Below are 21,052 nucleotides of genomic sequence, written 5' to 3' on the forward strand. Positions count from 1 at the left end.
GCGAAAACCGGGCGGTGAACATGTCTGATCTCTTCTGGCTGAGCGACGCGCAGATGGCACGTCTGGAGCCCTGTTTTCCGAAGTCCCACGGCAAGCCGCGCGTCGATGACCGGCGCGTCCTCAGTGGGATTATATTCATCAATCGCAATGGGTTGCGATGGCGAGATGCGCCGAAGGAATATGGACCCCACAAGACGCTCTACAACCGTTGGAAACGTTGGAGCGATAAAGGCATCTTCGCGAAGATGATGGCTGGACTGGCTGCCGGGCACGGCGAGAAGAAGACCGTGATGATCGACGCCACCTACCTGAAGGCCCACCGCACCGCGTCCAGTCTGGGCGTCAAGAAGGGGGGCGTGGTCGCCTGATCGGACGCACCAAGGGCGGCATGAACACCAAGCTGCACGCCATTTGCGACAGCCAGGGACGCCCGCTGAACCTGTTCGTGACGACGGGACAGGTCGGCGACTACATCGGTGCGCGGGCGCTTTGCGACAGCCTGCCCGACGTCGACTGGCTCCTCGGGGATCGCGGCTATGACGCTGACTGGTTCCGGGAAGCGCTGAAAGACAAGGGGATACGCGCCTGCATCCCTGGTCGGAAACAGCGCAACAAGCCGGTCAAATATGACAAGCGCCGCTACAAACGCCGAAACCGGATCGAGATCATGTTCGGCAGGCTCAAGGACTGGCGGCGGGTGGCCACGCGCTACGACCGGTGCCCGAAGGTCTTCCTCTCGGCCATCGCTCTCGCCGCTATGGTCATCTACTGGCTATGAGTCCTGAGCCCAGGGCGTCAGCGTATGCACGCCGAGCCCGCGGCCGATCCAGTCGCACAAGCGCCGGTCGCGGAACAGCGACCCGTGCCCGCAATCGTGCTGAATGATAAACACACGGACGAGGAAGGCTGCGTTCGCCAGCGCAAGGGCCATGGCCAACAACGCACTGATCGAGACCAGCCACCACGCCCCCCCCCCAGATCGCGACGAAGGGCACCAGCGTGACGGTCAGCTCGAAGACGCTACGGGAGGGGTTGGGCTGGCGGTAGGCTGCCAGTGTCCGGGTCCAGTCAGAGGGCCGCAACGCGGTGTCGCGCTGCGGGCCTTGCCCGCCGGCGGCCGGGTCGGCGCAGGACGCGGGCGTCTCGCCCCGGCGTGTCTGTGCCTGCCCGGACTCGTCGTTGTCCGCAGCGGGCTGCCCGGCCTGTGCACCGGATTGCGGCGTGGCGACATGGTTTCCCGCGTCAGCCGGCATGTCCTGATTGTCGGGCCGACCGGCGGCCGGGGTGTCAGCTGGTCTGATCGCGAATGTCATGGTTGTGCGTCGTCTCCTCTCTGGTCGAGCCTGTCATTCCGGCGGTCTGCGAACGGAGTTGCCGCCAGCGATGATTCGGTTGATCATCGTCGCCACGGTCCGGTGCGCTTCGGTTTCGGCCTCCGTGCCTGTGGCACTCTCGTGGGTCGCCGCGGCATCGCGGAGAACCCCCATGATCTCGCTCTCGGGCAGCAGCTTGTGATCGTTCATGGCAAGCAGCAGCGCCTCGCAGATCGAGAGGGCCGCCATGCCGGCATGATCTGTCTGGTCGGGCATCGTGGGCATTCCTCGCTCCGAACTGGCGTGCACGGCCGTGGCGCGCCGGGATGATCTACCCTTTGTCGCAGGAAATCTGGTATCGTGGACTGATCTGAAGCAGCCGCCGTGCGAGAAAAATCCGGTAGTTTCCCCACCGGGATTGCCAGCAGCGCGAGGGGGCGCATGACCATCGCAGCGAAAAGCCCGCTCACCCGCAAGCTCTCGGCCTTCGTCGCCCTGTCGGAGGTCGAGCTTGCCGTGCTAGAGCGGCTGCACCAGCGCCGCCGGACCTTCGCCGCCGGGCGGGACATGGTGCATCAGGGGCAGTCCGGGCAGGCGGCCTTCATCCTCTCGGCGGGGTGGGTCTGCTCTTACAAGGTCCAGGCCGACGGGACGCGCCAGATCGTCGATTTTCAGATCCCCGGAGATTTTCTCGGGTTGCGCAGCGTTCTCCTGCGCACCTCGGACCACAGCTTCGAGCCCGTCGGGGACATCGAGGCTGCCGAAGTGCTGGCGAGCGACCTTCTCGAAGCGCTCGCCGAGACGCCGCGCCTGGCGACGGCCATCCTCTGGGCGGCCTCACGGGACGAGGCGATGGTGGTCGAGCATCTCGTCAGCATCGGGCGGCGCGACGCGGACGCCCGCATGGCGCATTTCCTGCTGGAACTGGGGTCGCGGCTGGCTCTCGTGGGTCTCGGCGACAGGACCGGCTTCGTCTGCCCGTTGACGCAATATCATCTGGCCGATGCGCTGGGGCTGAGCGCGGTCCATGTGAACCGCGTGTTGCGGCAGCTTCGTGAGCGCGGCCTCGTGACCTTTCGCGACGGCCATGTGACCGTCCACGACACTGGCGGACTGGTGAACCTCGCCGATTTCGATTCCGCGTACCTGGACCAGACGGGCCCCCTGCTCAAATGAGAAGGGCCGCCCTCCGCAATGCGGCGGGCGGCCCGGCGATCGTGTCAGACAACCGGGGTCACCCGAGCGCGTGGCTCGCCGCGTCGAGTTCCTTGTTCGTCTCGGCGTCGTCCTTCGCCGTGTGGGCCTTCTCGGCGGCTTGGTAGTGCTTGAGCGCAGCGTCCTTCTTGGGGCCGGAGGGCGCCTTGTCCCAGGCGGCCTTGACGGATTTCATCTTGTCGGCGGTCGCGGTCTGTTCGGGGGTCATGAGCGTTGTCCTTTCATGGACCGTCCGAGTGCAGGTCGCGTACAAGCGGACAGATCTCATCGAAGACCTGCCCGCCTTGTGCGTAACGAAACCACTCGAACACAGGCCCGCCAACATTTGGCGGGCTGCGTTCTTGTAATCGACGCTTCCACGCCGCCGCACTGACGCAGGTTAGCTTCGACACTCGCGACCCACGTGGCTGATCTACGTAAGTGCAGCCGCACGCGAATCTGCAGTATTCAATCGTGTCAGGGTTATCCGCCGCGCGACAGCGGTCGTGTGACCAGGCAATGGGCAGAAAAGCATCAAGGGATCTCAGCATGACACTGCCAAGCATCATCGGCGCCGTTGCCCTCGTGGTCGGCGTCGCTCTGCTCTTCTTCGCATGGAGGGCATCGAACGCGCCGGTCGAGCAGATGTCGGAGGCTCTGACCGGTCGCTTCACCGGCAATACGATGTGGTATCTGATCGGCGGCGTGATCGGCGTCGTGGCCGGCGGCGGACTGCTGCTGCGCGGCTTTGCCGGCGTCTGACCCGAGTTGCGGCGCCCGGGAAGAGGTCCGGGCCGCCGACCCACGGCGCCGGGCCGCTGGCGGCCCGGCATGATCCACTCACAGGGAGTCCTACTCAATGTCTCTTGTCAATCTGGTCATCACACTTGTCGTCGTCGGCGTCGGGCTGTGGGCTATCAACACCTATGTCCCGATGGACCGCAGGATAAAGCAGATCCTGAACGTGGCGGTGGTGATCCTGGTCGTCCTCTGGCTGCTGCGCGGCTTCGGGGTTCTTGGCGGTGTCGGCGAAATCGGCTTCAGTGGCTGAGGCCGTCCCTGCCGTCGCTGCTGGCCCTGTCAGTGGCGATGACGCCGCCATTCTCGGCGAGGGCCCGGCACCGGATCGTCCTAGCCGCAAACGATGCATCCGTGGACATCCTCCCGGCGGTCATCCGACTGGATGAGGCCGGCTCAAGATTGCCGGGGGCAACAGTATGCCCGAAAACTGGCAACCATCTTCCGGCGCCCCGAATGGTGCAGGACGCCATGTCGGTGGGCGTCTTGACGGCACTGCCGCGCTGATCGGCCGGGCCCGCCGAAGCGATACAGGCGATTCCCTGGCGAAGCCATAGGCTGGCTAGCAGCATCGATCCGAGCCGGGGCGAGGCGCCCCGCGGCAGCATCGCGCGGATCCCTCACCATCCCGATCTCACTGCGGGCGCTGCCTGGCCTATCGTGCCGGCGTCTGCTGGTGGGTCAGGCGCAGCCACTTGCCGTCGTCCCTCAGATAGGTCGAGGTGCAGACCGCCTTGCGGATGGGCTCGCCCGCCCGCTCGGCGGAGACGCGGTAGGCGAGAGCGGCGATCTCGCCCTCGCGCGTGAGGTAGCGCTCGCTCATCTCGACGGAGCGCCACCGCTGGGCGACGTCCTTCTCGCGCCAGATCGCATCGCCCTGAAGGATGCCGGCAGGATAGGGAAAGACGAAGACCGCGCCCCGCGCTGTCATCCGGCGCGCGCTGTCCGCACCGCCGGTCCAGAACCGTTCCTCGAGATCCCAGAGGGTAGCGGAATCCTCCGGCGCAGACCCTCCGGCGGGCGGGGCCGGTATTGCGGGCTTCATTCGCCTGTCCCCGACCCGCCGCCGAAGATCATCTGCGCCGCGAGAAGAAGCACGGCAACGATCGCCCAGACCAGACCCGGCGCGAGCGGAGCCCCTTGTGCCGATGCGGGACCGGCCCTGCCGGGACGCGCCGAGCGGTCGGGAAGAAGACGGGCCAGTTCCCGCCCCACCGGGCCATGCGCCTGTCCGAGCGCCGGCACGTCGCGCACGCGCGACAGCAGCGCGCCGAAACGGGTCGCCGCTGCCTCCCGGCCAAGCGCCGCGAGGTTTGCCGCCTCCGCCCAGGGGTCGAGGTTCAATCGCGCAAGTGCCGAGAGAACCGTAACCGGGCTTCCGCGGGGGTCCTCGCCGACGAACGCGTAAAGGAAAGGCTCGAGTTCGGGGGGGGTGGGGGTTGAGAACAAATGATTTGGACATCGTGATCGTGCTCCTCGATGGAAGGGGGGCGGCCGGCTCGCCGTTTGCGGCATGACGAACGCAGACACCTTCGTGCAGCCATTTCAGCCATTCTACGCACGCGTCGGCCCACGCGCCCTTACACAGGTCAGCCCGGCCGTTCGCCACCCCCGCGCGCCGACGCAGAGCGCGCGCTGGCCCCGGACTAACCTGCGTCAGCACCCGTCGAGCGGCTCTCGCCTACAAGAGGCCAACCGTTCGACCGTCCCGGCGCCGCAATGGCGTCCCGGTAATGGCGATGGACAACGGCTCTGCCAACATCCTGGAGGCCCCGCATGACCACGCGCTCGACCCGATCGACAGTCACCTTCTCCGCCCCGTTCGCCCTCTCGGGTTACCCGGATGAACTGCCCGCTGGCACCTACGAGGTCGTCGTCGAGGAAGAACTCCTGCAGGGGCTCAGCTTCGAGGGCTGGAGACGCACGGCGACCTACCTGACAGTGCGCGGCAGCGGCAGCCATGCCGGACGCAGCGTGTCGCACGCGATCTCGCACAGCGACCTCGAGGAGGCGCTGCGACGGGACGCGGCCACCACCGAGACAAACACTCACAGCGAAGCGGCGCTTTCCCCGCAGGAGGATAGAACATGAACACTCCCGAATGGCTCAAGCCCGGCATCTACGGTGCCGTGATCGGCGCTGTCTTCGTCGGCGTTGTCGGATTTACATGGGGCGGCTGGGTGACCGGTGGCACCTCGAACGACAGGGCGATGGCGATGTCCCGAGACGATGTCGTCGCTTCCATGGTGCCGGTCTGCCTCGACATGGCGCGCTCCGATCCGGCACGGGCGGACAAGATGGAAGCGATCCGTGCTGCCTCGACCTACCAGCGGCGCGACGCGCTCATGACAGCCGGCTGGGCGACCATGCCGGGAACCGATGCCCCGGACCGGGATATCGCGCAAGCCTGCCTGAAGGAACTCGACCTCTGAGGGCATGCTGGTCAGAGCCGACCGAGTGATGGCGCAAAACGCGTCACGCCGTGAAACGCGCGCGACACACAAACCAAACGCAAAAACCCAAGCGAGGACCTTTCAATGCCGTCTGATGAGAATGGATCTGGAGACCGTGGACCATGGAAAAACAGGCAGACCCGCGCGCCTCCCGAGGTTGACGCAATTCTTCGAAAGGCCCGGGATCGGCTGCACGGTATCTTGCCGGACGGCCCGCCGCCGGTGAGGCGTCTGGCGATCGGGGCCGCCATCGCGCTTGCGGCAGTCGCGGCCTGGTCCTCCTGGTACACGGTTCCCAGCGACTCGGTCGCGATCGTCCAGCGGTTCGGAAAGTACTCGGCCGAGATCCCGCCGGGGCTGCATTTCAAGATCCCGTTCGGGGTCGACGCGACAACGCTGGTGCCGGTCAAGCGCCAGCTGAAACAGGAGTTCGGCTTCACGACGCCGGGCGCTACGGACCCCTATCAGAGCCCGACCGACGGCCGCCGCGAGACCGAGATGGTGACCGGAGACCTCAACGCGGCGCTTGTGGAGTGGGTGGTGCAGTATCGCATTCCCGAACCGCGCAAGTTCCTTTTCGAGGTGCGCGAGCCGAGCGCGACCCTGCGCTACGTGTCGGAATCCGTCATGCGCGAGGTCGTGGGGGACCGCACTGTCGACGAGGTGATCACCGTCGGACGCCAGGAGATCGAAAGCGAGGCGCTTCTGAAGATGCAGGCGCTTACAACCAAATACGCCATGGGCATCAGTATCGACCAGGTGCAGCTCAAGAACATCAATCCGCCTCAGCCCGTCCAGGCATCGTTCAATGAGGTCAACCAGGCACAGCAGGAAAAGGAGCGGATCATCAACGAGGCCCGCCGCGAATACAACCGGGTCATTCCTCTGGCCGAGGGCGAAAAGGACCAGCGCATCCGCGAAGCCGACGGGTACCGCCTGAGGCGGATCAACGAGGCTGAGGGCGACGCCGCCCGCTTCACGGCGCTTCTGACGGAATATCGTCAGGCTCCCGAAGTGACGCGGCGCCGGATCTACATCGAAACCCTGCAGGATGTTCTGCCGGGCATCGGTTCCAAGATCATCGTCGACGGGTCCACGGCAAGCATCCTGCCGCTGTTGAACCTTAATCGACGAACAGGAGAGACCCCGTGAAGACCATTTCGTTCATTGCCGCGGGGATCGCCCTGGCCGGCGTCGTCACGGCGTCCTCCGCCGTCTATACGATCGGCGAAGTGGAGCAGGCCATCATCACCCAGTTCGGCAAGCCCGTGGGCCCGCCCATCACCGAGGCGGGGCTCAAGGTGAAATTGCCCTTCGTTCAGGAGGTCAACCGGATCGATCGCCGGGTCCTGGAGTGGGATGGCTCGCCGTCGGACATGCCGACCAAGGACAAGCTCTACATCTCCGTCGATCTGTTCGCGCGGTGGCAGATCACCGACCCGCTGCAATACTTCCTGCGCCTGCGCGACGAGCGCAGCGCGCAGTCGCGCCTCGACGATATCCTCGGCAGCGAGACGCGGAATGCCGTCGCGAAGCATGAACTCATCGAGATCATTCGGACGACCAAGGGGCGGACGCCACTGCGCGACAATCTTCTGACGGATCAGGAGCTTGCGCAGGATATCGGCGCGCTCGTTCCCATCACCAAGGGGCGGGCGCTGGTCGAGCAGCAGATCTTCGAGGCGGCGGCCGAGAAGGTGCGGGTCTTCGGGATCGAGCTTCTCGACATTCGTTTCAAGCGCATAAACTACAACGAGAGCGTGCGGCCCAAGATCTATGACCGCATGATCTCGGAACGCCGACAGATCGCCGAACGCTTCCTGTCCGAAGGCAACGGCGAAGCGGCCCGTATTCAAGGCAACAGGGTGCGGGATCTCAACAAGATCCAGTCCGAAGCCTATCGCGCCGTCGAGGAAATCCGCGGCGCCGCCGATGCAGCTGCGGCGGACATCTATGCTGGCGCTTACAATGTCGATGCCGTTTCGGTCGAATTCTTCGACTTCACCCGCACCATGCAGGCCTATGGCGACATGATTTCCGACGACACGACGCTCGTCCTGACGACAGACAGCGACCTGTTCAGATTCCTTCGCGGAATGCAGGTAGAGGCAGACCCCGTTGGCGACCCTCCCGCGGTCCCGGGCGATGGTGGTATACCGTCAACACACAAAGACCGACCCCGGACAGAAACTGTGGCGCCGATCGTTGCCCGGACAGATGACGAACCCGGCCAGTAGGTTCATGGCTGGAGTTCGTCATCATGGGTAAGGGCCACCTCGACAGTCCATCCGTGGCGGAGACGGACAAGGCCGATGACCGACATGGAGACACCGGGGCGGGGCGCGGTGAACGGCGATTTGCTCTCGGTCTGTTCCATATGATCGAGCGGTTGTTGCTTGTGGTTATTGTGGCCATGACACTTCTCGCTGTTGTCTTCGAGATCCTGGCCATCTATCGGCTCGGAACCATTCTGCTGGCCGATATCCTCCTGATGTTTCTGTATCTGGAGGTGATTGGCATGGTGTCGGTCTACTATGCGCGGCGCAACTCCGTCTTTGTCTATCCGATATTCATCGCCATCACCGCGGTCGGTCGTCTGGTTGTGCTGCAGGGCAAGGAAATGGCGCCGGAAAACATTCTGATCGAGGCGGCCGCAATTCTTCTCCTTTCACTCTCTGCGCTCGTGATAATCTGGGCGATCGGCAAGCAGGGTGCACAATGACCTTCGATCGCATTCAAGACATGCGTCTTTTGCCATCCACCACCCTCGTGGCCAAGAGTTTCTTTCACTGAGGGCTCGAAACTATTCATGGAAGTCGGACTACCGACGCCGGTTTTTCCACATTCGATCGAGACGAGCAGGTGGGATTTTCACGGTCCTAGCCTGCGTCAGCACGCGATGTTGGCCCAACTGGTAAATGCTTCTTACGGGCTGGACGGTGATGAGGTGACGGCCTGACTGTCGTTGCTCCCACACCTGACGCGCAGGTCACCCCCGCAGAGCGAAGGAGGAACATCCATGTCATCAGTCGAAAGCCTTCCCGGGATCCCCACAGAGGCAACGGATCTCGAGCGGCGCGTACTGGCCCATGAAAGGGTTCTGCAGGCGCTTATCGCCTACATGGCCCGCGCCGAGCCACGTTTCATCGACCACCTGCGAGAACGGTTCGTCGAACCGATGCGGATGGCCCGGCACGAACACGATCACCGCGAAACCGACGACTACGCGGAAGAATTCATTCGCGCCGTGATGCTCCTCGGAGACGTGCGCGCGCCCAAGGCGAAGGAGCCGGACGTGACCGACAAGCAAGCCGTGCCGCCGAAGAGCAGTGGAGGACAAGGTTCTTCCATGAACCGGCCAACGCTGCGAGGCGGGGTTCAGGTACATGAAAGAAATGGCATATGGGAGGTGAGGGTCGATGGCAGGTTTCGCGGCGACTACCACCAGAAGGAACATGCCCTTGCCGCTGCGGCCTTGCACAAGTTGTCGCCCGATGACCGGTAGCACTCATCCGACAGTTCCGCAGGACTTCTCGATCCAGGTGGCCGAGAACGAAGGCATGCCGTCGAAACCGAATTTCACGGCCCCCTCACCACCGTCCGCGCGCACCCGACGTTTGTCCGGAACGCTCACGCTTGGGCTATCGAAGACAAGCGGGGCAACCGACGGACTCTGGTCCGCTAAGGAGGGAGCGCCGATCGGACACCACAAGGAACCAACGAGACATCCCTTGGCGAGGCTGATCGCGAGGACGGCAGTCATGGCCGCTGTGATCGCATCCTTCGCTTTCCCCGTCCTTGCGCAGGATGGCATCGGCCCGATGCCCGAGAACGCCCAGCCGCGCAGCTATGGTGGCGGTTGGGTCTGCGATTTAGGTTACCGGGTGGACGGCGCCGAATGCTTGGCGCTCGATATCCCCGAGCATGCCAATCCAACCGGGCGCTCCTCCGGGACGGGGTGGGAGTGCGGCCGCGGGTATCAGGAAGTGAGCGGGACGTCCTGCAATCTCATACCGGTGCCCGCCAACGCCTTCCTCCGGTCTTACGGCGACAAGTGGCAATGCGAACGCGGTTACCGGCAAGAGCGCGACGCATGTGTGCCAATCGTCCTGCCCGAGCACGCCTATCTGACAGAAGACAGCTCGGGGACGGGATGGACCTGCGATCGTGGCTATGAGGCCCTTGAAGGGACATGCATGCCGATTGCCGTGCCAGAGGACGCATATCTGACCAACGCAGACTACGGAGCCGCCTGGGCTTGCGAGAGAGGGTTCGTCAAGATCGATGACGGATGCGACGTCATTGTCTTGCCTGAAAACGCGTTTCTCGACCAAGCGCCCTATGGACCAGGCTGGAGCTGTGAGCGTGGGTACGAGCCGCTGAGCGGCGCCTGCGTCGCTATCGATCTGCCGGAGAACGCCTTTCTCGACCGTTCCGGCAACCGATGGAGATGCAATCGAGGCTTCCAGCTTTCCGACGGGGTGTGCATTCTTGGACGGTGATCTTGACATGACAAGGCGCGGCATTGTGTCCGGCATGCGCGTCAGCATAGGGTGTCGTCTGCGATACAGCTTCCCCCATCCGACGCCGCTGATCGCGCTGCTGAACGTCCACTACTCGCGCTTTGGCGATCTGGAGCGCGCCGATTACCTCGTCACGTCGCCGAGCGTGCCGCTCGAAAGCTATCGGGGCGGCTTCGGCAACTGGTGTACGCGCCTCGTGGCTCCGGCCGGCGACTTCTGCCTGTCGACGGATGGCATCTTCCGCGACACGGGCCGGCCCGATCCCGTCTTTCCCGACGCGCAACAGCATGCGGTTCAGGATCTGCCATCCGATACGCTCGTGTTCCTACAGGGGAGCCGGTATTGCGAAACCGATCTTCTTTCGGAGGAAGCCTGGCGGCTTTTCGAGACCACGCAACCCGGTTGGTCCCGCGTCCAGGCGATCTGCGATTTCGTGCACGGACATGTCCGCTTCGACTACATGCAGGCGAAGGCGACGCGCACCGCGTCGCAGACAATGACCGAGCGGCAGGGTGTCTGCCGCGACTTCGCCCATCTCGCCATCGCCTTGTGTCGCTGCATGAATATTCCGGCACGCTACTGTACCGGATATCTGAGCGACATCGGTGAACCTCTCCCTCATCCTCCGGGGGACTTCGCCGCGTGGATGGAGGTGTTCCTTTCTGGTGAATGGCACATTTTCGACCCGCGCAACAACAAGCCGAGGTTTGCGAGAATTCTGATCGCGCGCGGCCGCGATGCCGCCGATGTCCCTTTGACCCAGACATTCGGTCAGAACACATTGACGGAATTCAAGGTGTGGACGGATGAATTGGCCTGACTCGCCTCGGCCTCCTTGTCGATGCGCCATCGTAAATCGGGTCTTCGATCCCCATATAGGTAGTACCGATGCCAAGCATCCCGGTCCGTCATGGACGAGGAGATGGCGTCGGCCAATCAAGGGATCGATGACATGTCCTTCAAGGACCTGACCGCCAGGGCTGCGGCCGCAATGAGGCCGACGCCTGCAAAGACCGCCAAGGCTTCTGCCAAGGAGAACGAGTCCAAGGCCGCCGACGACGGAGCGCCAGCGAAATCAAAGACATCTTGAGACCCACACCGGCTGCGCGCCCCCTTTTCAAGGGGCGCGGGCCACCCGAAACAATGAGTGAGAGGATCACGCCAATGGAAGATCTGACGAGCAAGACCGTTGCGGTTTTCTCTCGACCGTTCACCGTTCCGGGTTTTGCCGAGACGCTCCCGGCGGGAGAGTACGAGATCGAGACGGAGTTGGTTTCACCCCCGGATCAAGCGGACCCCGAGGCGTGGAAGGCCTCCGTCCTTGTAAAGCTTCACCCCCGAACATCGCATCCTGGACTTGCGCGGACACTGACCGTTTCCCTTGCCGACCTGGACCATGCACGTGCGAGGGCCAAGCTGACGGGTAAGGCGTTGTCCGATTTCTTCCTCGAGGAAATGTTGGCGGATCCGATGGTGCGCCTCGTGATGGAGGCCGATGGCGTCTCCGAAGCACATCTGCGGCATCTCTATTCAGGCCGCGGGACGCCTGATCCCGATCTGAATATGCCGGCGTCGATGACGACCACCCAAAGGACGCGGTACGATGCGTCAATCCGGGCCGCCGAAAACGAAGGCATGCCTTCAAGGCCGGAAATACCGTCGCGATCGCGCAGCCGCCACTTAGCGGGACAGATTTGATGTCTGGCAAGGCCATGGCGGAAGGCGCAACGCCGTGCATTACGACCGTTCGGGCCCGGCGCGACGTTCCGCAGGAACGCCAATGCCTGCGGTGCGAAACCCATTTCTGGAGCGAAGGGTTCGGAGAGCGGATCTGTCGGCGCTGCAAGGGATTGAACGCCTGGCGAAACGCCGTGCCCGATAGCTCCGGGTCATCGCGCCGCCGCTGAACCATCCTGACTCTACCGGCATTGCGCAGTGGAATTAGCCGCGGCGGAGACGATATTACGGTTTGGCGGCGTGAGGTGGTCCGGGCAGCCGGGCTGCTAGGCTCAGGACCCATTGATTTCAGTCGAAGGGCATGATTCACCGCGCGAAAACCGGGCGGTGAACATGTCTGATCTCTTCTGGCTGAGCGACGCGCAGATGGCACGTCTGGAGCCCTGTTTTCCGAAGTCCCACGGCAAGCCGCGCGTCGATGACCGGCGCGTCCTCAGTGGGATTATATTCATCAAACGCAATAGGTTGCGATGGCGAGATGCGCCGAAGGAATATGGGCCCCACAAGACGCTCTACAACCGTTGGAAACGTTGGAGCGATAAAGGCATCTTCGCGAAGATGATGGCTGGACTGGCTGCCGGGCACGGCGAGAAGAAGACCGTGATGATCGACGCCACCTACCTGAAAGCCCACCGCACCGCGTCCAGTCTGGGCGTCAAAAAGGGGGGCGCGGCCGCCTGATCGGACGCACCAAGGGCGGCATGAACACCAAGCTGCACGCCATTTGCGACAGCCAGGGACGCCCGCTGAACCTGTTCGTGACGGCGGGACAGGTCAGCGACTACATCGGTGCGCGGGCGCTTTGCGACAGTCTGCCGGATGTCGACTGGCTGCTCGGGGACCGCGGCTATGACGCTGACTGGTTCCGGGAAGCGCTGAAAGACAAGGGGGTACGCGCCTGCATCCCTGGTCGGAAACAGCGCAACAAGCCGGTCAAATATGACAAGCGCCGCTACAAACGCCGAAACTGGATCGAGATCATGTTCGGCAGGCTCAAGGACTGGCGGCGGGTGGCCACGCGCTATGACCGGTGCTCGAAGGTCTTCCTCTCGGCCATCGCTCTCGCCGCTATGGTCATCTACTGGCTATGAGTCCTGAGCCTAGTCACCCGGAACCATAGTTCGTATCATTGTCTGACATATATGAGGAGCCGATGCGATGGTGGGGCGTGTGGCGGACGAGGTGGTTCTGAGCGACGAGGAGCGAACCTTTCTGGAGGCACAGGTTCGGCGACACAAGGCGGCGCGATCGCTTTCGGACCGATGCCGTATGATCCTACTTTGTGCGGACGGGCTGCAAAGCAAAGAAGTCGGTGCTCGGCTCGGAGTCCATGAACACACTGTCGGAAAATGGCGCCGGCGTTTCGTGAAGGATCGGATCGAAGGTCTCACCGATGAATACCGCCCCGGTCGGCCGCGCACTGTGTCTGACGCGCAGGTGGCTGAGGTGATCGAGCGCACGCTGAACACGACGCCCAAGGACGCCACCCATTGGTCGATCCGGACCATGGCCGCCGAGACGAGCCTGTCGCACACCACGATCCGCAGGATCTGGACCGCCTTCGGGCTGCAACCCCACCGGAGCGAGACGTTCAAGCTGTCCACTGATCCGCTGTTTGTCGATAAGGTGCAGGACATCGTCGGTCTCTACATGTCGCCGCCGAACCGAGCCATCGTGTTGTGCGTGGACGAGAAATCCCAGATCCAGGCATTGGACCGCGAGCAGCCGGTGCTGCCGATGGCGCCCGGTGTCGCCGAGCGGAGAACCCATACCTATGTCCGTCACGGAACAACCTCGCTGTTCGCTGCGCTCGACATCGCAACAGGCGCGGTGATTGGGAAATGCTACAAGCGCCACCGGGCAACTGAGGTCCTCGATTTTCTGAAAAAGATCGACGCCGCGGTGCCGGAAGGGCCGGACGTGCATCTGGTGATGGACAACTACGCCACGCACAAGACGCCGAAAATCAAGGCCTGGCTGGCCCGCCGCCCGCACTGGCACATCCACTTCACCCCGACATCAGCCAGCTGGATCAACCAAGTGGAACGTTGGTTCGCGGAACTGACCCGGAAGCAGTTGCAACGCGGTGTGCATCGCTCCACCGCCGAACTGGAGGCCGACATCGTCGCCTTTATCGAGGCCCATAATGAAAATCCCAAGCCCTACAGATGGGTCAAGTCCGCCGATGAAATCCTCGCATCCGTCAAACGGCTCTGCCAGCGAACGCAGCAGACCCTATGCGCCGAACTTTAGATTCGGGTGACTAGGCTCAGGATGCGGGGCGGATGCGTGCTGATGGCAGGGGACAGCAGCCGGTCGTGGTCGATTGCGGCGAAACTCGTCTCGTCGAGCTGCGGTGTGGTCAGATCGGTCAGGGTGTCAGGCAATCCGGTTTCAGCCAGTTCCTTCGAACTGGAGGAAATGGCGAGTTTGTTCTGTCGCGTACGGCACATGGCTGGGTCGGACGTCGCGTCGGCCTTGTCGAGGCCAACGCCGCGGCTACCCCCGCTCGGGCTTCATGCACATCGACCTCGGCCCGGCGCGTCAGTGGGGCGAGCGCTTGCCCGCGCGAACCGTACCCTTCGCCGCCGAGACCCTGCCGGCGCGCGAGGTCCTGGCGCAGAGCCGGACCATGAAGGGCGGTGGAGCGGCAGGCGTCGCGACGCTCGGAGCGGCCGAAGTCGAGGTTGCCCAGCAGGTGTTGGCGGAGACCTAGGCCGCGATCCTGCCGCTCGTCCCGTATCTCGATACCCTGCGCTGGGTATTCATCGCCGTCGCCCTCGGGGGCATCGCAGTCACGATCTACGCTCGGCTCGACTACTGGAAGCGGGGCGGCGATGATCGGCGGGCTCCTCGCCACGCTCGCCGGATCGGCATGGTTGCGCACGGTTCTCCGCCACAGCGTCACCGCCCTTTCGATCCTTCTGTTCCTGCTGATCCTGCGCCGCTCTGGCAAGCGCGCCGGCCGGCTGGCCAAGCGGCTCGAGACCATGAAGAAAGCCCATGACGCACAGAGACGGATGCTGTAGGCGGCGGCGCGTCGCACTCGTTCTCGCGACGATCTGGTTGAGCGGCTGCGCTACGTGCGCTTCTGACTTCGGCTGGGCCGGGGCGTGCCCGCCGGTCGTCGCGTACAGCCGGGAGTTCCAGGCGCAAGCAGCCGATGAACTGTTCATGCTGCCTGAAGGCTCAGCGATCGCGCATATGCTGAGCGACTACGCGGTGATGCGGGGACAGGCGCGCATATGTGCGGGCGACGGTTGAACTCGTCGGCGTCGGGAAGCGCGCGCCTGCGATGGTTACGCAGGCGCGGAAGTTTCACTCGCTCCGAACGATTTCGCCGTAGGCACCGCGCAGTTGCAGCGTGACGGTCACGTCGGCGTCGTCGCGGTTGCGCCAGAACCAGCCGTGTTCGCCGGGGAACGGCGCCTCGATGCTGCCTGCGCCGTCGGTCGCGCCACGGCCCCGGTCGTAATCGACGGACTGACCGTCGCCATGGGCGTGCAGGTCGAAGTTAATCCGGCCGCCCTCCGCGACCCACGAATACTCGGCGACGTCGCCTTCGGCCATGACGAGCTTGATCTCGGTCGCCGCATCGGGCTCGAGCGTGAAGGTCACCGTGTCGGTCCAGGCTTCCTGCGCATGGGCCGCGCCGACAAAGAGGCCGAAGATGTCGTCCATGACGCTCGAGGACTGGTCGCCGCCACCGTGGATCAGCTCGTCCTCTGCTGCCTCAAGGGCGAGCTGCTGCTTGATCTCGCCCATTTCGGTGAGGCCAAGCACATTCCCCAAGCCGGTCGGGTCGATCCCGTATTCCGCCGGCAGGTAGACGCCGACCCCGATGACGGCCGCGCCGATCACGGCGGCCATGGTCGAGCGCCGCAGTTGTTTCGGCGTCGGCAGGAGGGCCGGATCGGGCTTCTCCGCGTTCAGCTGCATGGTGTCGCGCATTTTCTCGATGCGTTGCATATCGATTTCTCCTTAAGCGGCCGCAAGAAAGCCGTTGATCTGGTAGACGGTGAGCCAGAGGCCGAGGCCCACCATGATGACGTTCGCGACCACGGCCTGGCTCATGAACCGCTCGGACCGGCGCCAGTAGCCCATCACGATCAGGATCACGAAGAGGGCGAGGATCTGGCCGACCTCGACGCCGACGTTGAACGCCAGAAGGTTCCACAACAGGCCGTCGTCCGAGATGTCGTATTCGATGATCTTCGACGCGAGGCCGGTGCCGTGGAAGAGCCCGAAGATCAGCGTCGCGGCCTTGGTGTTCGGCTGGACGCCGAACCACGCGCGGTAGGCGCCGAGGTTGTCGAGCGCCTTGTAGACGACCGACAGGCCGATGATCGCATCGATGATGTAGGCGTTGATGCCCCATCCCCACCAGACGCCGGCGAGCATCGTCACCGAGTGTCCGACCGCGAAGATGCTGACGTAGATGGCGACGTCCTTCATCCGGTAGAGGAAGAACACGACCCCCAGAAGGAAAAGGATGTGGTCATGGCCCGTCACCATGTGCTTGGCGCCGAGGTAGATGAAGGAGATGACGTGCACCCCCCAGATTTCCTGGATGTAGCCCGCGTCACCGGGGGTGACGTCATGGGCCAGCACCTGCGCCACGCTGGAGGCGTAGAGTGCAAGGGCTGTCAGAAGGATGGCCGTGACGCGTCGCGACGCGAGTGCGTGCAGGCCCGTCGAGTTGGAACTCATGGAAGTCTCCTTTCGTGCGATTGATGATCGGTGAAGCCGCGCGCGGGCGCGGCACCAATCAGGCACGCGGAGGTCGTTCGATCCTGAAGCTGTGGTGCCCGCCACCTGGAGAGGCCTTCAGTCGCCATGCGTCGCGGTAGGCAGAGGTCGGATTGCTTCGGTCGCCGAGCGCCAGCAGCGCCTGGCTGTGATCGTGGTCGGCCGCGTCGTGGCTGTGGCCGTGCATCGCCCAATAGAGGTCTTCCTCGAACTCGTGGGAATGCCCGTGATCCGCGATCATCTCCAGATGATCCTCAATCGTCCCGAAGACGGTCGGCGCATGGGTCGCTGCGGGCATGACGGACCAGACGACCAGCGACAGGCAGAGAACCGCCGCGAACGCCTGTCGTCCGAGTGTCGCCAAAAATCTCATCGGTCCTTGCCTGCTTCGCCCGTGACTGCCCGCAGCCCGGTGGCGGGCCATCTTGTTCTATCCCCCCGGGGAGGATAGCGTCGTTCTATGACGAAGCCCCATATCCACGCAACCCATCCCGCCCTGATCGCCCGGCTGAAACGCGCCGACGGTCATTTGCGCGCGGTGATCGGCATGATCGAGGAGGGCAAGCCCTGCCTCGAGATCGCGCAGCAGCTTCAGGCAGTCGAGAAGGCCGTGGTGAACGCCAAGCGGGCGCTGATCCACGATCACATGGACCATTGCCTCGATGCAGACCATTCACCCGCGGACCGCGACGAGCTCAAGGCCATCGCCCGCTACCTTTGAGACCGCCCATGCTGGAGATCCTCACTGAGCGCACCTACCGCCACCTGTTCCTCGCGCAGGTCGTGGCGCTGCTCGGCACGGGGCTGGCCACGGTGGCACTTGGTCTGCTCGCCTACGATCTCGCCGGGGAAGGGGCCGCGATGGTTCTGGGCACGGTCTTCACGATCAAGATGGTGGCCTATGTGGGCATCGCGCCCATCGCCGGGGCCTTTGCCGACAAGGTAAACCGCCGCGCACTTCTGGTGGGGCTCGATCTGTTGCGAGCGGGCGCGGCGCTCTGCCTGCCTTTCGCCACCGAGGTCTGGCAGGTCTACGTGCTGATCTTCCTGCTGCAATCGGCTTCCGCCGCCTTTACGCCGACCTTCCAGGCGACGATCCCCGACGTTCTGCCGGAGGAGGCGCGCTATACCCGCGCGCTGTCGCTGTCGCGGTTGGCCTATGACCTCGAGAACATCGTCAGCCCGATGCTGGCCGGGCTCCTGCTGGCGGTGGTGAGCTACAATTCCCTCTTCCTTGGAACGGTGGTGGGGTTTGCGGCTTCTGCGGTGCTGGTCGTCTCGGTCCTGCTGCCTTCGCCGAAACCGTCCGAGCCGCGCGGCGTCTACGACCGCACGACGCGCGGCATCCGCATCTACCTCGCCACGCCGCGCCTGCGGGGGCTTCTGGCGCTGAACCTCGCCGCCGCCGCGGCGGGCGCCATGGTGCTGGTCAACTCGGTTGTGCTGGTGCGGGGCACGCTGGGTCTGTCGGAAAGCGCGCTGGCCTGGACGATGTTCGCCTTCGGCGCGGGCTCGATGCTGGCGGCGCTGGCCTTGCCGCGCCTGCTGGATCGCGTGCCCGACCGCCCCGTGATGGTCGGCGGCGCCGCGCTCATGGTGCTGACGCTGCTGGCGCTGGCCGGTGAGGTCGCAACCCTCGGTCTCGACTGGCCGTTCCTCCTCGGCGCGTGGCTGCTGATCGGCCTCGGCTACTCGGCGGTGCTCACGCCCTCCGGCCGGCTCCTGCGCCGCTCGGCCCATGCCGAGGATCGCCCCGCGCTCTTCGCGGCGCAGTTCGCGCTGAGCCACGCCTGCTGGCTCGTCACCTATCCGCTGTCGGGCTGGTTGATGGCGCAGTTCGGACCGGTCACCGCGTTGGGGCTGCTCGCGGCGCTGGCAGGCGCCGGCGCGCTCGTCGCGCTGCGCCTCTGGCCGTCAGACGATCCCGATATCCTCGAGCACACACACGCCAACCTGCCGCTCGACCATCCCCACCTCAAGGGCGAGCGCCACCACGCGCATCCCTTCGTCGTCGATGACCAGCATCCTCGCTGGGGCTCACAACTCTGAGGGATGGACCTGCACCAGCGGCAGGTGAGCCGTTGCCCGCAATCCGCCCTCTGCGCGATTCGACAGGACCACGTCCCCGCCATGGGCGCGCAGGATGGCCCGCGCGATCGGCAGGCCGAGGCCGATCCCGCCGGTCTCACGCGAGCGCGACGTCTCGAGCCGGGTGAAGGGGTCAAAGACCTTTTCCAGATCCTGCTCCGGGATGCCGGGACCGTCATCCTCGATCAGCATCTCCGCGCGACCGCCAAGCTGCGTGACCGACACCCGCGCCCCGCTCCCGTAGCGCTGCGCGTTCTCCATCAGGTTGCGCAGGGCGCGCCGGATCGCCATGCGGCGGACCTCGGCCCGGACCGGTTCCGATGACATCACCGCGATCTGCGGACCCGTCTCGGACAGCTCGTCCGCGAGCTCGCCCACGAGCAGGGCAAGATCGCACGCCTCCATCGGCTGATCGGTTGAAACACCCCGCGCGTAGGCCAGCGTCGAGTCCACCATATCCTGCATCTCGTCGAGCGTGGCGGCCATCCGTTCGCGCGTCTCGTCGTCATCGACCATCTCCGCACGGACCCGCAGCGCCGTGATGGGAGAACGCAGGTCGTGGCCGAGCGCGGCGAGCATGCCCGTGCGATCTGCGATCATGGACGTAAGGCGCGCATGCATGCGCCCGAGTGCGTCCGACAGGGCGCGCACCTCGCGCGGACCGTGCCTCGGCATCTCCGGCGCGGGCGCATCGAGGCCGAACCCGTCCGCGGCGTCGGCAAGCTGCCGGAGCGGCCGGGTGATCCGCCCGAGCCCGACCCAGAGCGCCGCCATTAGGAGCGCCAGCGACAGAAGCGTGGCGCCCATGAGCGCGGGCGGCGCCTGGATGTCCGGCCTCTGGAACCGCGCTTGGACGTTGAGCCAGTCTCCTCCTGCAAGCAAGATCGAAATCCGGAACTCCACCGGCGCGACGCCCGCCGCGCGCATCCGCTCGTGTAGCCAGGCGAAGGCGGCGGGCGGCTCTGCGGGCTGTCCATCATGCGGCGACACGGTGATTTCCGTCGCGCGGATGTCGCCGCCTTCGAGCGCCGGCAACTCCATGCGCCCTGTCTCGACCAGGGGCGCATCGCCCACCCCGAACCGGACGAGGCGGGAGTTCACCGCCGCGAGGATGCTCTCCCGGCTCTCGGTTGGCGCCGCATCGAGCGCGCGGGCCACCGCTTCAGCACGTTCGACCGTCTCGAATCGTTGCGCCGCGCGGATCGCCGCGCCGCGTTCGTCGGCGAAGAGCCAGATGCTGATCGCCTGCGCAGCGAGGAAGGCCCCGAGGATCAGCAGCGCCAATTGGCCGAGCAGGCTGCGGGGGACGAGACGCATCACGTCACCTCGCGGACGTCGGCGGCAAGGCTGTAGCCGCCCGACCGGATCGTCGCGATGATCTGCGGGTGCGCCGGGTCGTCCTCGATCTTGCGGCGCAGGCGGCTCACCTGGTTGTCGATGGTCCGATCGAACACGTCTGCCGTGCGGCCGCTGGTGATGTCGAGGAGCTGGTCGCGCGACAGCACGAAGCGCGGCCGCTCAATGAAGGCCGTCAGCAGCTTGAACTCCGCCGTGGTGAGCGAGACCGCACGCCCGTCCTCGTGCGTCAGCGCGCGCGTGTCGGTGTCCAGAACCCATCCCGCGAAGGCCAGCTTGCGCCCGCCAAGCGCGCCCGCCAGCGGCTCGGGCCGGTCGGAGCGGCGCAGGATCGCCTTCACCCGCGCCAGCAGCTCGCGCGGGTTGAAGGGCTTCACCAGGTAGTCGTCGGCGCCGACCTCGAGCCCGACGATCCGGTCGGTATCCTCGCCAAGCGCGCTGAGCATCAGCACCGGCGGGCCGCCTGCCGCAGCCAGCCGACGCGCCGCCGACAGCCCGTCTTCCCCCGGCATCATCACGTCGAGCACGACGAGATCGAAGCGGCCCGCGCGAAGCGCCGCGTCCATTTCGGGCACGTCCTTGGCGGCGCTTGCGCGCAGGCCGCTTTTTTCGAGGTAGCGCGTCACCGCATCGCGGATTTCGCGATGATCGTCGACGACAAGAATATGCGGTGCGCGGGCGGGATCGGTCATAAGTCCTTGATAGCGCGGGGTGGCCCTGTTCGGGAGAGTATTCTGTCGGGATCCGTCGCAACCGGCCGGATTTGCGACAGAGCGATACAATTCGGGGGGCGGACCGGCACGCTTCTGCGACAAGGGGCCGCCATCTTCGCCTCATCGAA

Annotated in this window: 31 protein-coding genes and 1 pseudogene; 21 read left to right on the forward strand and 11 right to left on the reverse strand. The window is 64.8% G+C overall.

The features are described from left to right. Window positions 1-20: 20 nt before the first annotated feature. Window positions 21-778, forward strand: a protein-coding gene (locus tag AB6A69_RS15250; protein WP_371061415.1) for an IS5 family transposase whose coding sequence is annotated in 2 segments (ribosomal slippage) — window positions 21-348 and window positions 348-778 — 759 coding nt in all. Because the reading frame shifts where the segments join, the coding sequence is not laid out codon by codon here. Here AB6A69_RS15250 and AB6A69_RS15255 read toward each other — a convergent pair. Together AB6A69_RS15255 and AB6A69_RS15260 are read right to left on the reverse strand one after the other, a co-directional pair. Continuing rightward, window positions 773-931, reverse strand: coding sequence for a fatty acid desaturase (locus AB6A69_RS15255; RefSeq protein WP_371061416.1), 159 nt, complete (start codon window positions 929-931; stop codon window positions 773-775). The two genes, AB6A69_RS15250 and AB6A69_RS15255, sit on opposite strands and share 6 nt — an antisense overlap. Window positions 932-1,346: 415 nt before the next feature. Next, a complete protein-coding gene (locus AB6A69_RS15260; RefSeq protein ID WP_371061417.1) occupies window positions 1,347-1,589 on the reverse strand; it encodes a hypothetical protein in 243 nt (80 codons plus the stop codon). A gap of 165 nt (window positions 1,590-1,754) precedes the next feature. Between AB6A69_RS15260 and AB6A69_RS15265 the strand changes: the two genes are divergently transcribed. Further along, window positions 1,755-2,489 carry a Crp/Fnr family transcriptional regulator gene (locus AB6A69_RS15265; RefSeq protein WP_371061418.1) on the forward strand — a complete coding sequence of 245 codons (735 nt, stop codon included), beginning with the start codon at window positions 1,755-1,757 and terminating at the stop codon, window positions 2,487-2,489. A gap of 58 nt (window positions 2,490-2,547) precedes the next feature. Here the strand turns inward: AB6A69_RS15265 and AB6A69_RS15270 are convergent, their stop codons facing one another. Next, window positions 2,548-2,736, reverse strand: coding sequence for a hypothetical protein (locus tag AB6A69_RS15270; protein WP_371039420.1), 189 nt, complete (start codon window positions 2,734-2,736; stop codon window positions 2,548-2,550). Window positions 2,737-3,056: 320 nt separating this feature from the next. On the opposite strand from AB6A69_RS15270, the gene AB6A69_RS15275 reads away from it, so the two are divergent. Further along, complete coding sequence (locus tag AB6A69_RS15275; protein WP_371039419.1) at window positions 3,057-3,269, forward strand: DUF3185 family protein; 213 nt, start codon at window positions 3,057-3,059, stop codon at window positions 3,267-3,269. Window positions 3,270-3,366: 97 nt separating this feature from the next. Next, complete coding sequence (locus AB6A69_RS15280) at window positions 3,367-3,558, forward strand: Thivi_2564 family membrane protein (RefSeq protein WP_371039418.1); 192 nt, start codon at window positions 3,367-3,369, stop codon at window positions 3,556-3,558. 402 nt (window positions 3,559-3,960) lie between these two features. Here AB6A69_RS15280 and AB6A69_RS15285 read toward each other — a convergent pair whose 3' ends face one another. Both AB6A69_RS15285 and AB6A69_RS15290 read right to left on the reverse strand, forming a co-directional pair. Next, window positions 3,961-4,350, reverse strand: a complete 390-nt coding sequence (locus AB6A69_RS15285; RefSeq protein WP_371039417.1) for a hypothetical protein — start codon at window positions 4,348-4,350, stop codon at window positions 3,961-3,963. Next, window positions 4,347-4,649 (reverse strand): hypothetical protein, encoded by a 303-nt coding sequence (locus tag AB6A69_RS15290; RefSeq protein ID WP_371061419.1) that lies wholly within the window; start codon window positions 4,647-4,649, stop codon window positions 4,347-4,349. Before AB6A69_RS15290 ends, AB6A69_RS15285 begins: the two co-directional genes overlap by 4 nt. 432 nt (window positions 4,650-5,081) lie before the next feature. On the opposite strand from AB6A69_RS15290, the gene AB6A69_RS15295 reads away from it, so the two are divergent. From AB6A69_RS15295 to AB6A69_RS15350, 12 genes are all read left to right on the forward strand, one after another. Beyond that, the gene (locus AB6A69_RS15295) at window positions 5,082-5,396 is read left to right on the forward strand and encodes a hypothetical protein (protein ID WP_371039415.1); all 315 of its coding nucleotides are present in this window, start codon (window positions 5,082-5,084) and stop codon (window positions 5,394-5,396) included. After that, window positions 5,393-5,737, forward strand: coding sequence for a hypothetical protein (locus AB6A69_RS15300; protein ID WP_371039414.1), 345 nt, complete (start codon window positions 5,393-5,395; stop codon window positions 5,735-5,737). The genes AB6A69_RS15295 and AB6A69_RS15300 overlap by 4 nt, the downstream gene beginning before the upstream one ends. Before the next feature lie 105 nt (window positions 5,738-5,842). Then, window positions 5,843-6,910: an FtsH protease activity modulator HflK gene (hflK, locus tag AB6A69_RS15305; RefSeq protein WP_371061420.1), complete on the forward strand. Its 1,068-nt coding sequence runs from the start codon at window positions 5,843-5,845 to the stop codon at window positions 6,908-6,910. Then, window positions 6,907-7,995 carry a protease modulator HflC gene (hflC, locus tag AB6A69_RS15310; protein ID WP_371061421.1) on the forward strand — a complete coding sequence of 363 codons (1,089 nt, stop codon included), beginning with the start codon at window positions 6,907-6,909 and terminating at the stop codon, window positions 7,993-7,995. The genes hflK and hflC overlap by 4 nt, the downstream gene beginning before the upstream one ends. Before the next feature lie 53 nt (window positions 7,996-8,048). Further along, the gene (locus AB6A69_RS15315) at window positions 8,049-8,480 is read left to right on the forward strand and encodes a phosphate-starvation-inducible PsiE family protein (protein WP_371061422.1); all 432 of its coding nucleotides are present in this window, start codon (window positions 8,049-8,051) and stop codon (window positions 8,478-8,480) included. 297 nt (window positions 8,481-8,777) lie between these two features. Continuing rightward, the gene (locus AB6A69_RS15320; RefSeq protein WP_371061423.1) at window positions 8,778-9,263 is read left to right on the forward strand and encodes a hypothetical protein; all 486 of its coding nucleotides are present in this window, start codon (window positions 8,778-8,780) and stop codon (window positions 9,261-9,263) included. 256 nt (window positions 9,264-9,519) lie between these two features. Continuing rightward, on the forward strand, window positions 9,520-10,260 hold the full coding sequence (locus AB6A69_RS15325; protein WP_371061424.1) for a hypothetical protein: 741 nt from the start codon (window positions 9,520-9,522) through the stop codon (window positions 10,258-10,260). 34 nt (window positions 10,261-10,294) lie between these two features. Then, window positions 10,295-11,101, forward strand: a complete 807-nt coding sequence (locus AB6A69_RS15330) for a transglutaminase family protein (RefSeq protein WP_371061494.1) — start codon at window positions 10,295-10,297, stop codon at window positions 11,099-11,101. Between the two features lie 90 nt (window positions 11,102-11,191). Beyond that, the gene (locus AB6A69_RS15335; RefSeq protein ID WP_371039408.1) at window positions 11,192-11,371 is read left to right on the forward strand and encodes a hypothetical protein; all 180 of its coding nucleotides are present in this window, start codon (window positions 11,192-11,194) and stop codon (window positions 11,369-11,371) included. Window positions 11,372-11,445: 74 nt separating this feature from the next. Continuing rightward, window positions 11,446-11,979 (forward strand): hypothetical protein, encoded by a 534-nt coding sequence (locus tag AB6A69_RS15340; RefSeq protein ID WP_371039407.1) that lies wholly within the window; start codon window positions 11,446-11,448, stop codon window positions 11,977-11,979. A gap of 372 nt (window positions 11,980-12,351) precedes the next feature. Continuing rightward, a protein-coding gene (locus AB6A69_RS15345) for an IS5 family transposase (RefSeq protein ID WP_371061425.1) occupies window positions 12,352-13,109 on the forward strand; the annotation gives its coding sequence in 2 pieces (ribosomal slippage) (window positions 12,352-12,673 and window positions 12,673-13,109; 759 coding nt in all). A 67-nt stretch (window positions 13,110-13,176) separates the two neighbouring features. After that, window positions 13,177-14,271: an IS630 family transposase gene (locus tag AB6A69_RS15350; protein ID WP_371061426.1), complete on the forward strand. Its 1,095-nt coding sequence runs from the start codon at window positions 13,177-13,179 to the stop codon at window positions 14,269-14,271. Here AB6A69_RS15350 and AB6A69_RS15355 read toward each other — a convergent pair. Then, complete coding sequence (locus AB6A69_RS15355) at window positions 14,268-14,471, reverse strand: hypothetical protein (RefSeq protein WP_371061500.1); 204 nt, start codon at window positions 14,469-14,471, stop codon at window positions 14,268-14,270. The genes AB6A69_RS15350 and AB6A69_RS15355 overlap by 4 nt on opposite strands. Before the next feature lie 47 nt (window positions 14,472-14,518). Here AB6A69_RS15355 and AB6A69_RS15360 point away from each other — a divergent pair. The 3 genes and pseudogenes from AB6A69_RS15360 to AB6A69_RS15370 all read left to right on the forward strand — a co-directional run. Further along, window positions 14,519-14,851: pseudogene (locus AB6A69_RS15360) on the forward strand (peptidase M15); the annotation flags it as partial. Window positions 14,852-14,855: 4 nt separating this feature from the next. Continuing rightward, entirely contained in the window at window positions 14,856-15,047 is a 192-nt protein-coding gene (locus tag AB6A69_RS15365; RefSeq protein WP_371061501.1) for a hypothetical protein, read from the forward strand. Next, window positions 15,022-15,282 carry a hypothetical protein gene (locus AB6A69_RS15370; protein WP_371061427.1) on the forward strand — a complete coding sequence of 87 codons (261 nt, stop codon included), beginning with the start codon at window positions 15,022-15,024 and terminating at the stop codon, window positions 15,280-15,282. Before AB6A69_RS15365 ends, AB6A69_RS15370 begins: the two co-directional genes overlap by 26 nt. A 54-nt stretch (window positions 15,283-15,336) precedes the next feature. Here the strand turns inward: AB6A69_RS15370 and AB6A69_RS15375 are convergent, their stop codons facing one another. Genes AB6A69_RS15375 through AB6A69_RS15385 form a run of 3 tightly spaced genes read right to left on the reverse strand, consistent with a single transcriptional unit; the run spans window position 15,337 to window position 17,140 of the window. Next, entirely contained in the window at window positions 15,337-15,987 is a 651-nt protein-coding gene (locus AB6A69_RS15375) for a transmembrane anchor protein (RefSeq protein WP_371061428.1), read from the reverse strand. Window positions 15,988-15,999: 12 nt separating this feature from the next. After that, window positions 16,000-16,728, reverse strand: coding sequence for a HupE/UreJ family protein (locus AB6A69_RS15380; protein ID WP_371061429.1), 729 nt, complete (start codon window positions 16,726-16,728; stop codon window positions 16,000-16,002). A 58-nt stretch (window positions 16,729-16,786) separates the two neighbouring features. Then, window positions 16,787-17,140, reverse strand: coding sequence for a hypothetical protein (locus AB6A69_RS15385; protein WP_371061430.1), 354 nt, complete (start codon window positions 17,138-17,140; stop codon window positions 16,787-16,789). 87 nt (window positions 17,141-17,227) lie between these two features. On the opposite strand from AB6A69_RS15385, the gene AB6A69_RS15390 reads away from it, so the two are divergent. Next, entirely contained in the window at window positions 17,228-17,488 is a 261-nt protein-coding gene (locus AB6A69_RS15390; RefSeq protein ID WP_371061431.1) for a metal-sensing transcriptional repressor, read from the forward strand. A gap of 8 nt (window positions 17,489-17,496) precedes the next feature. Beyond that, on the forward strand, window positions 17,497-18,816 hold the full coding sequence (locus tag AB6A69_RS15395; protein ID WP_371061432.1) for an MFS transporter: 1,320 nt from the start codon (window positions 17,497-17,499) through the stop codon (window positions 18,814-18,816). Here the strand turns inward: AB6A69_RS15395 and AB6A69_RS15400 are convergent. Next, window positions 18,805-20,172 carry an ATP-binding protein gene (locus AB6A69_RS15400; RefSeq protein WP_371061433.1) on the reverse strand — a complete coding sequence of 456 codons (1,368 nt, stop codon included), beginning with the start codon at window positions 20,170-20,172 and terminating at the stop codon, window positions 18,805-18,807. The genes AB6A69_RS15395 and AB6A69_RS15400 overlap by 12 nt on opposite strands. Further along, the gene (locus AB6A69_RS15405; protein WP_371061434.1) at window positions 20,172-20,903 is read right to left on the reverse strand and encodes a response regulator; all 732 of its coding nucleotides are present in this window, start codon (window positions 20,901-20,903) and stop codon (window positions 20,172-20,174) included. The genes AB6A69_RS15400 and AB6A69_RS15405 overlap by 1 nt, the downstream gene beginning before the upstream one ends. Window positions 20,904-21,052 lie beyond the last annotated feature (149 nt).

Origin of the sequence: Rhodosalinus sp. 5P4, assembly GCF_041365695.1 — a bacterium.
Lineage (GTDB): Bacteria > Pseudomonadota > Alphaproteobacteria > Rhodobacterales > Rhodobacteraceae > Rhodosalinus.

Coding starts and splice junctions, on each gene's coding strand:
- AB6A69_RS15320 (WP_371061423.1), top strand. CDS start 8,778: ATGTCATCAGTCGAAAGCCTTCCCGGGATCCCCACAGAGGCAACGGAT.
- hflK (WP_371061420.1), top strand. CDS start 5,843: ATGCCGTCTGATGAGAATGGATCTGGAGACCGTGGACCATGGAAAAAC.
- AB6A69_RS15375 (WP_371061428.1), bottom strand. CDS start 15,987: ATGCAACGCATCGAGAAAATGCGCGACACCATGCAGCTGAACGCGGAG.
- AB6A69_RS15275 (WP_371039419.1), top strand. CDS start 3,057: ATGACACTGCCAAGCATCATCGGCGCCGTTGCCCTCGTGGTCGGCGTC.
- AB6A69_RS15370 (WP_371061427.1), top strand. CDS start 15,022: ATGACGCACAGAGACGGATGCTGTAGGCGGCGGCGCGTCGCACTCGTT.
- AB6A69_RS15405 (WP_371061434.1), bottom strand. CDS start 20,903: ATGACCGATCCCGCCCGCGCACCGCATATTCTTGTCGTCGACGATCAT.
- AB6A69_RS15350 (WP_371061426.1), top strand. CDS start 13,177: ATGGTGGGGCGTGTGGCGGACGAGGTGGTTCTGAGCGACGAGGAGCGA.
- AB6A69_RS15300 (WP_371039414.1), top strand. CDS start 5,393: ATGAACACTCCCGAATGGCTCAAGCCCGGCATCTACGGTGCCGTGATC.
- AB6A69_RS15395 (WP_371061432.1), top strand. CDS start 17,497: ATGCTGGAGATCCTCACTGAGCGCACCTACCGCCACCTGTTCCTCGCG.
- AB6A69_RS15380 (WP_371061429.1), bottom strand. CDS start 16,728: ATGAGTTCCAACTCGACGGGCCTGCACGCACTCGCGTCGCGACGCGTC.
- AB6A69_RS15385 (WP_371061430.1), bottom strand. CDS start 17,140: ATGAGATTTTTGGCGACACTCGGACGACAGGCGTTCGCGGCGGTTCTC.
- AB6A69_RS15355 (WP_371061500.1), bottom strand. CDS start 14,471: ATGTGCCGTACGCGACAGAACAAACTCGCCATTTCCTCCAGTTCGAAG.
- AB6A69_RS15260 (WP_371061417.1), bottom strand. CDS start 1,589: ATGCCCGACCAGACAGATCATGCCGGCATGGCGGCCCTCTCGATCTGC.
- AB6A69_RS15270 (WP_371039420.1), bottom strand. CDS start 2,736: ATGACCCCCGAACAGACCGCGACCGCCGACAAGATGAAATCCGTCAAG.
- AB6A69_RS15265 (WP_371061418.1), top strand. CDS start 1,755: ATGACCATCGCAGCGAAAAGCCCGCTCACCCGCAAGCTCTCGGCCTTC.
- AB6A69_RS15330 (WP_371061494.1), top strand. CDS start 10,295: ATGCGCGTCAGCATAGGGTGTCGTCTGCGATACAGCTTCCCCCATCCG.
- AB6A69_RS15280 (WP_371039418.1), top strand. CDS start 3,367: ATGTCTCTTGTCAATCTGGTCATCACACTTGTCGTCGTCGGCGTCGGG.
- AB6A69_RS15390 (WP_371061431.1), top strand. CDS start 17,228: ATGACGAAGCCCCATATCCACGCAACCCATCCCGCCCTGATCGCCCGG.
- AB6A69_RS15400 (WP_371061433.1), bottom strand. CDS start 20,172: ATGCGTCTCGTCCCCCGCAGCCTGCTCGGCCAATTGGCGCTGCTGATC.
- AB6A69_RS15340 (WP_371039407.1), top strand. CDS start 11,446: ATGGAAGATCTGACGAGCAAGACCGTTGCGGTTTTCTCTCGACCGTTC.
- AB6A69_RS15285 (WP_371039417.1), bottom strand. CDS start 4,350: ATGAAGCCCGCAATACCGGCCCCGCCCGCCGGAGGGTCTGCGCCGGAG.
- AB6A69_RS15255 (WP_371061416.1), bottom strand. CDS start 931: ATGGCCCTTGCGCTGGCGAACGCAGCCTTCCTCGTCCGTGTGTTTATC.
- AB6A69_RS15365 (WP_371061501.1), top strand. CDS start 14,856: ATGATCGGCGGGCTCCTCGCCACGCTCGCCGGATCGGCATGGTTGCGC.
- AB6A69_RS15295 (WP_371039415.1), top strand. CDS start 5,082: ATGACCACGCGCTCGACCCGATCGACAGTCACCTTCTCCGCCCCGTTC.
- AB6A69_RS15325 (WP_371061424.1), top strand. CDS start 9,520: ATGGCCGCTGTGATCGCATCCTTCGCTTTCCCCGTCCTTGCGCAGGAT.
- AB6A69_RS15335 (WP_371039408.1), top strand. CDS start 11,192: ATGGACGAGGAGATGGCGTCGGCCAATCAAGGGATCGATGACATGTCC.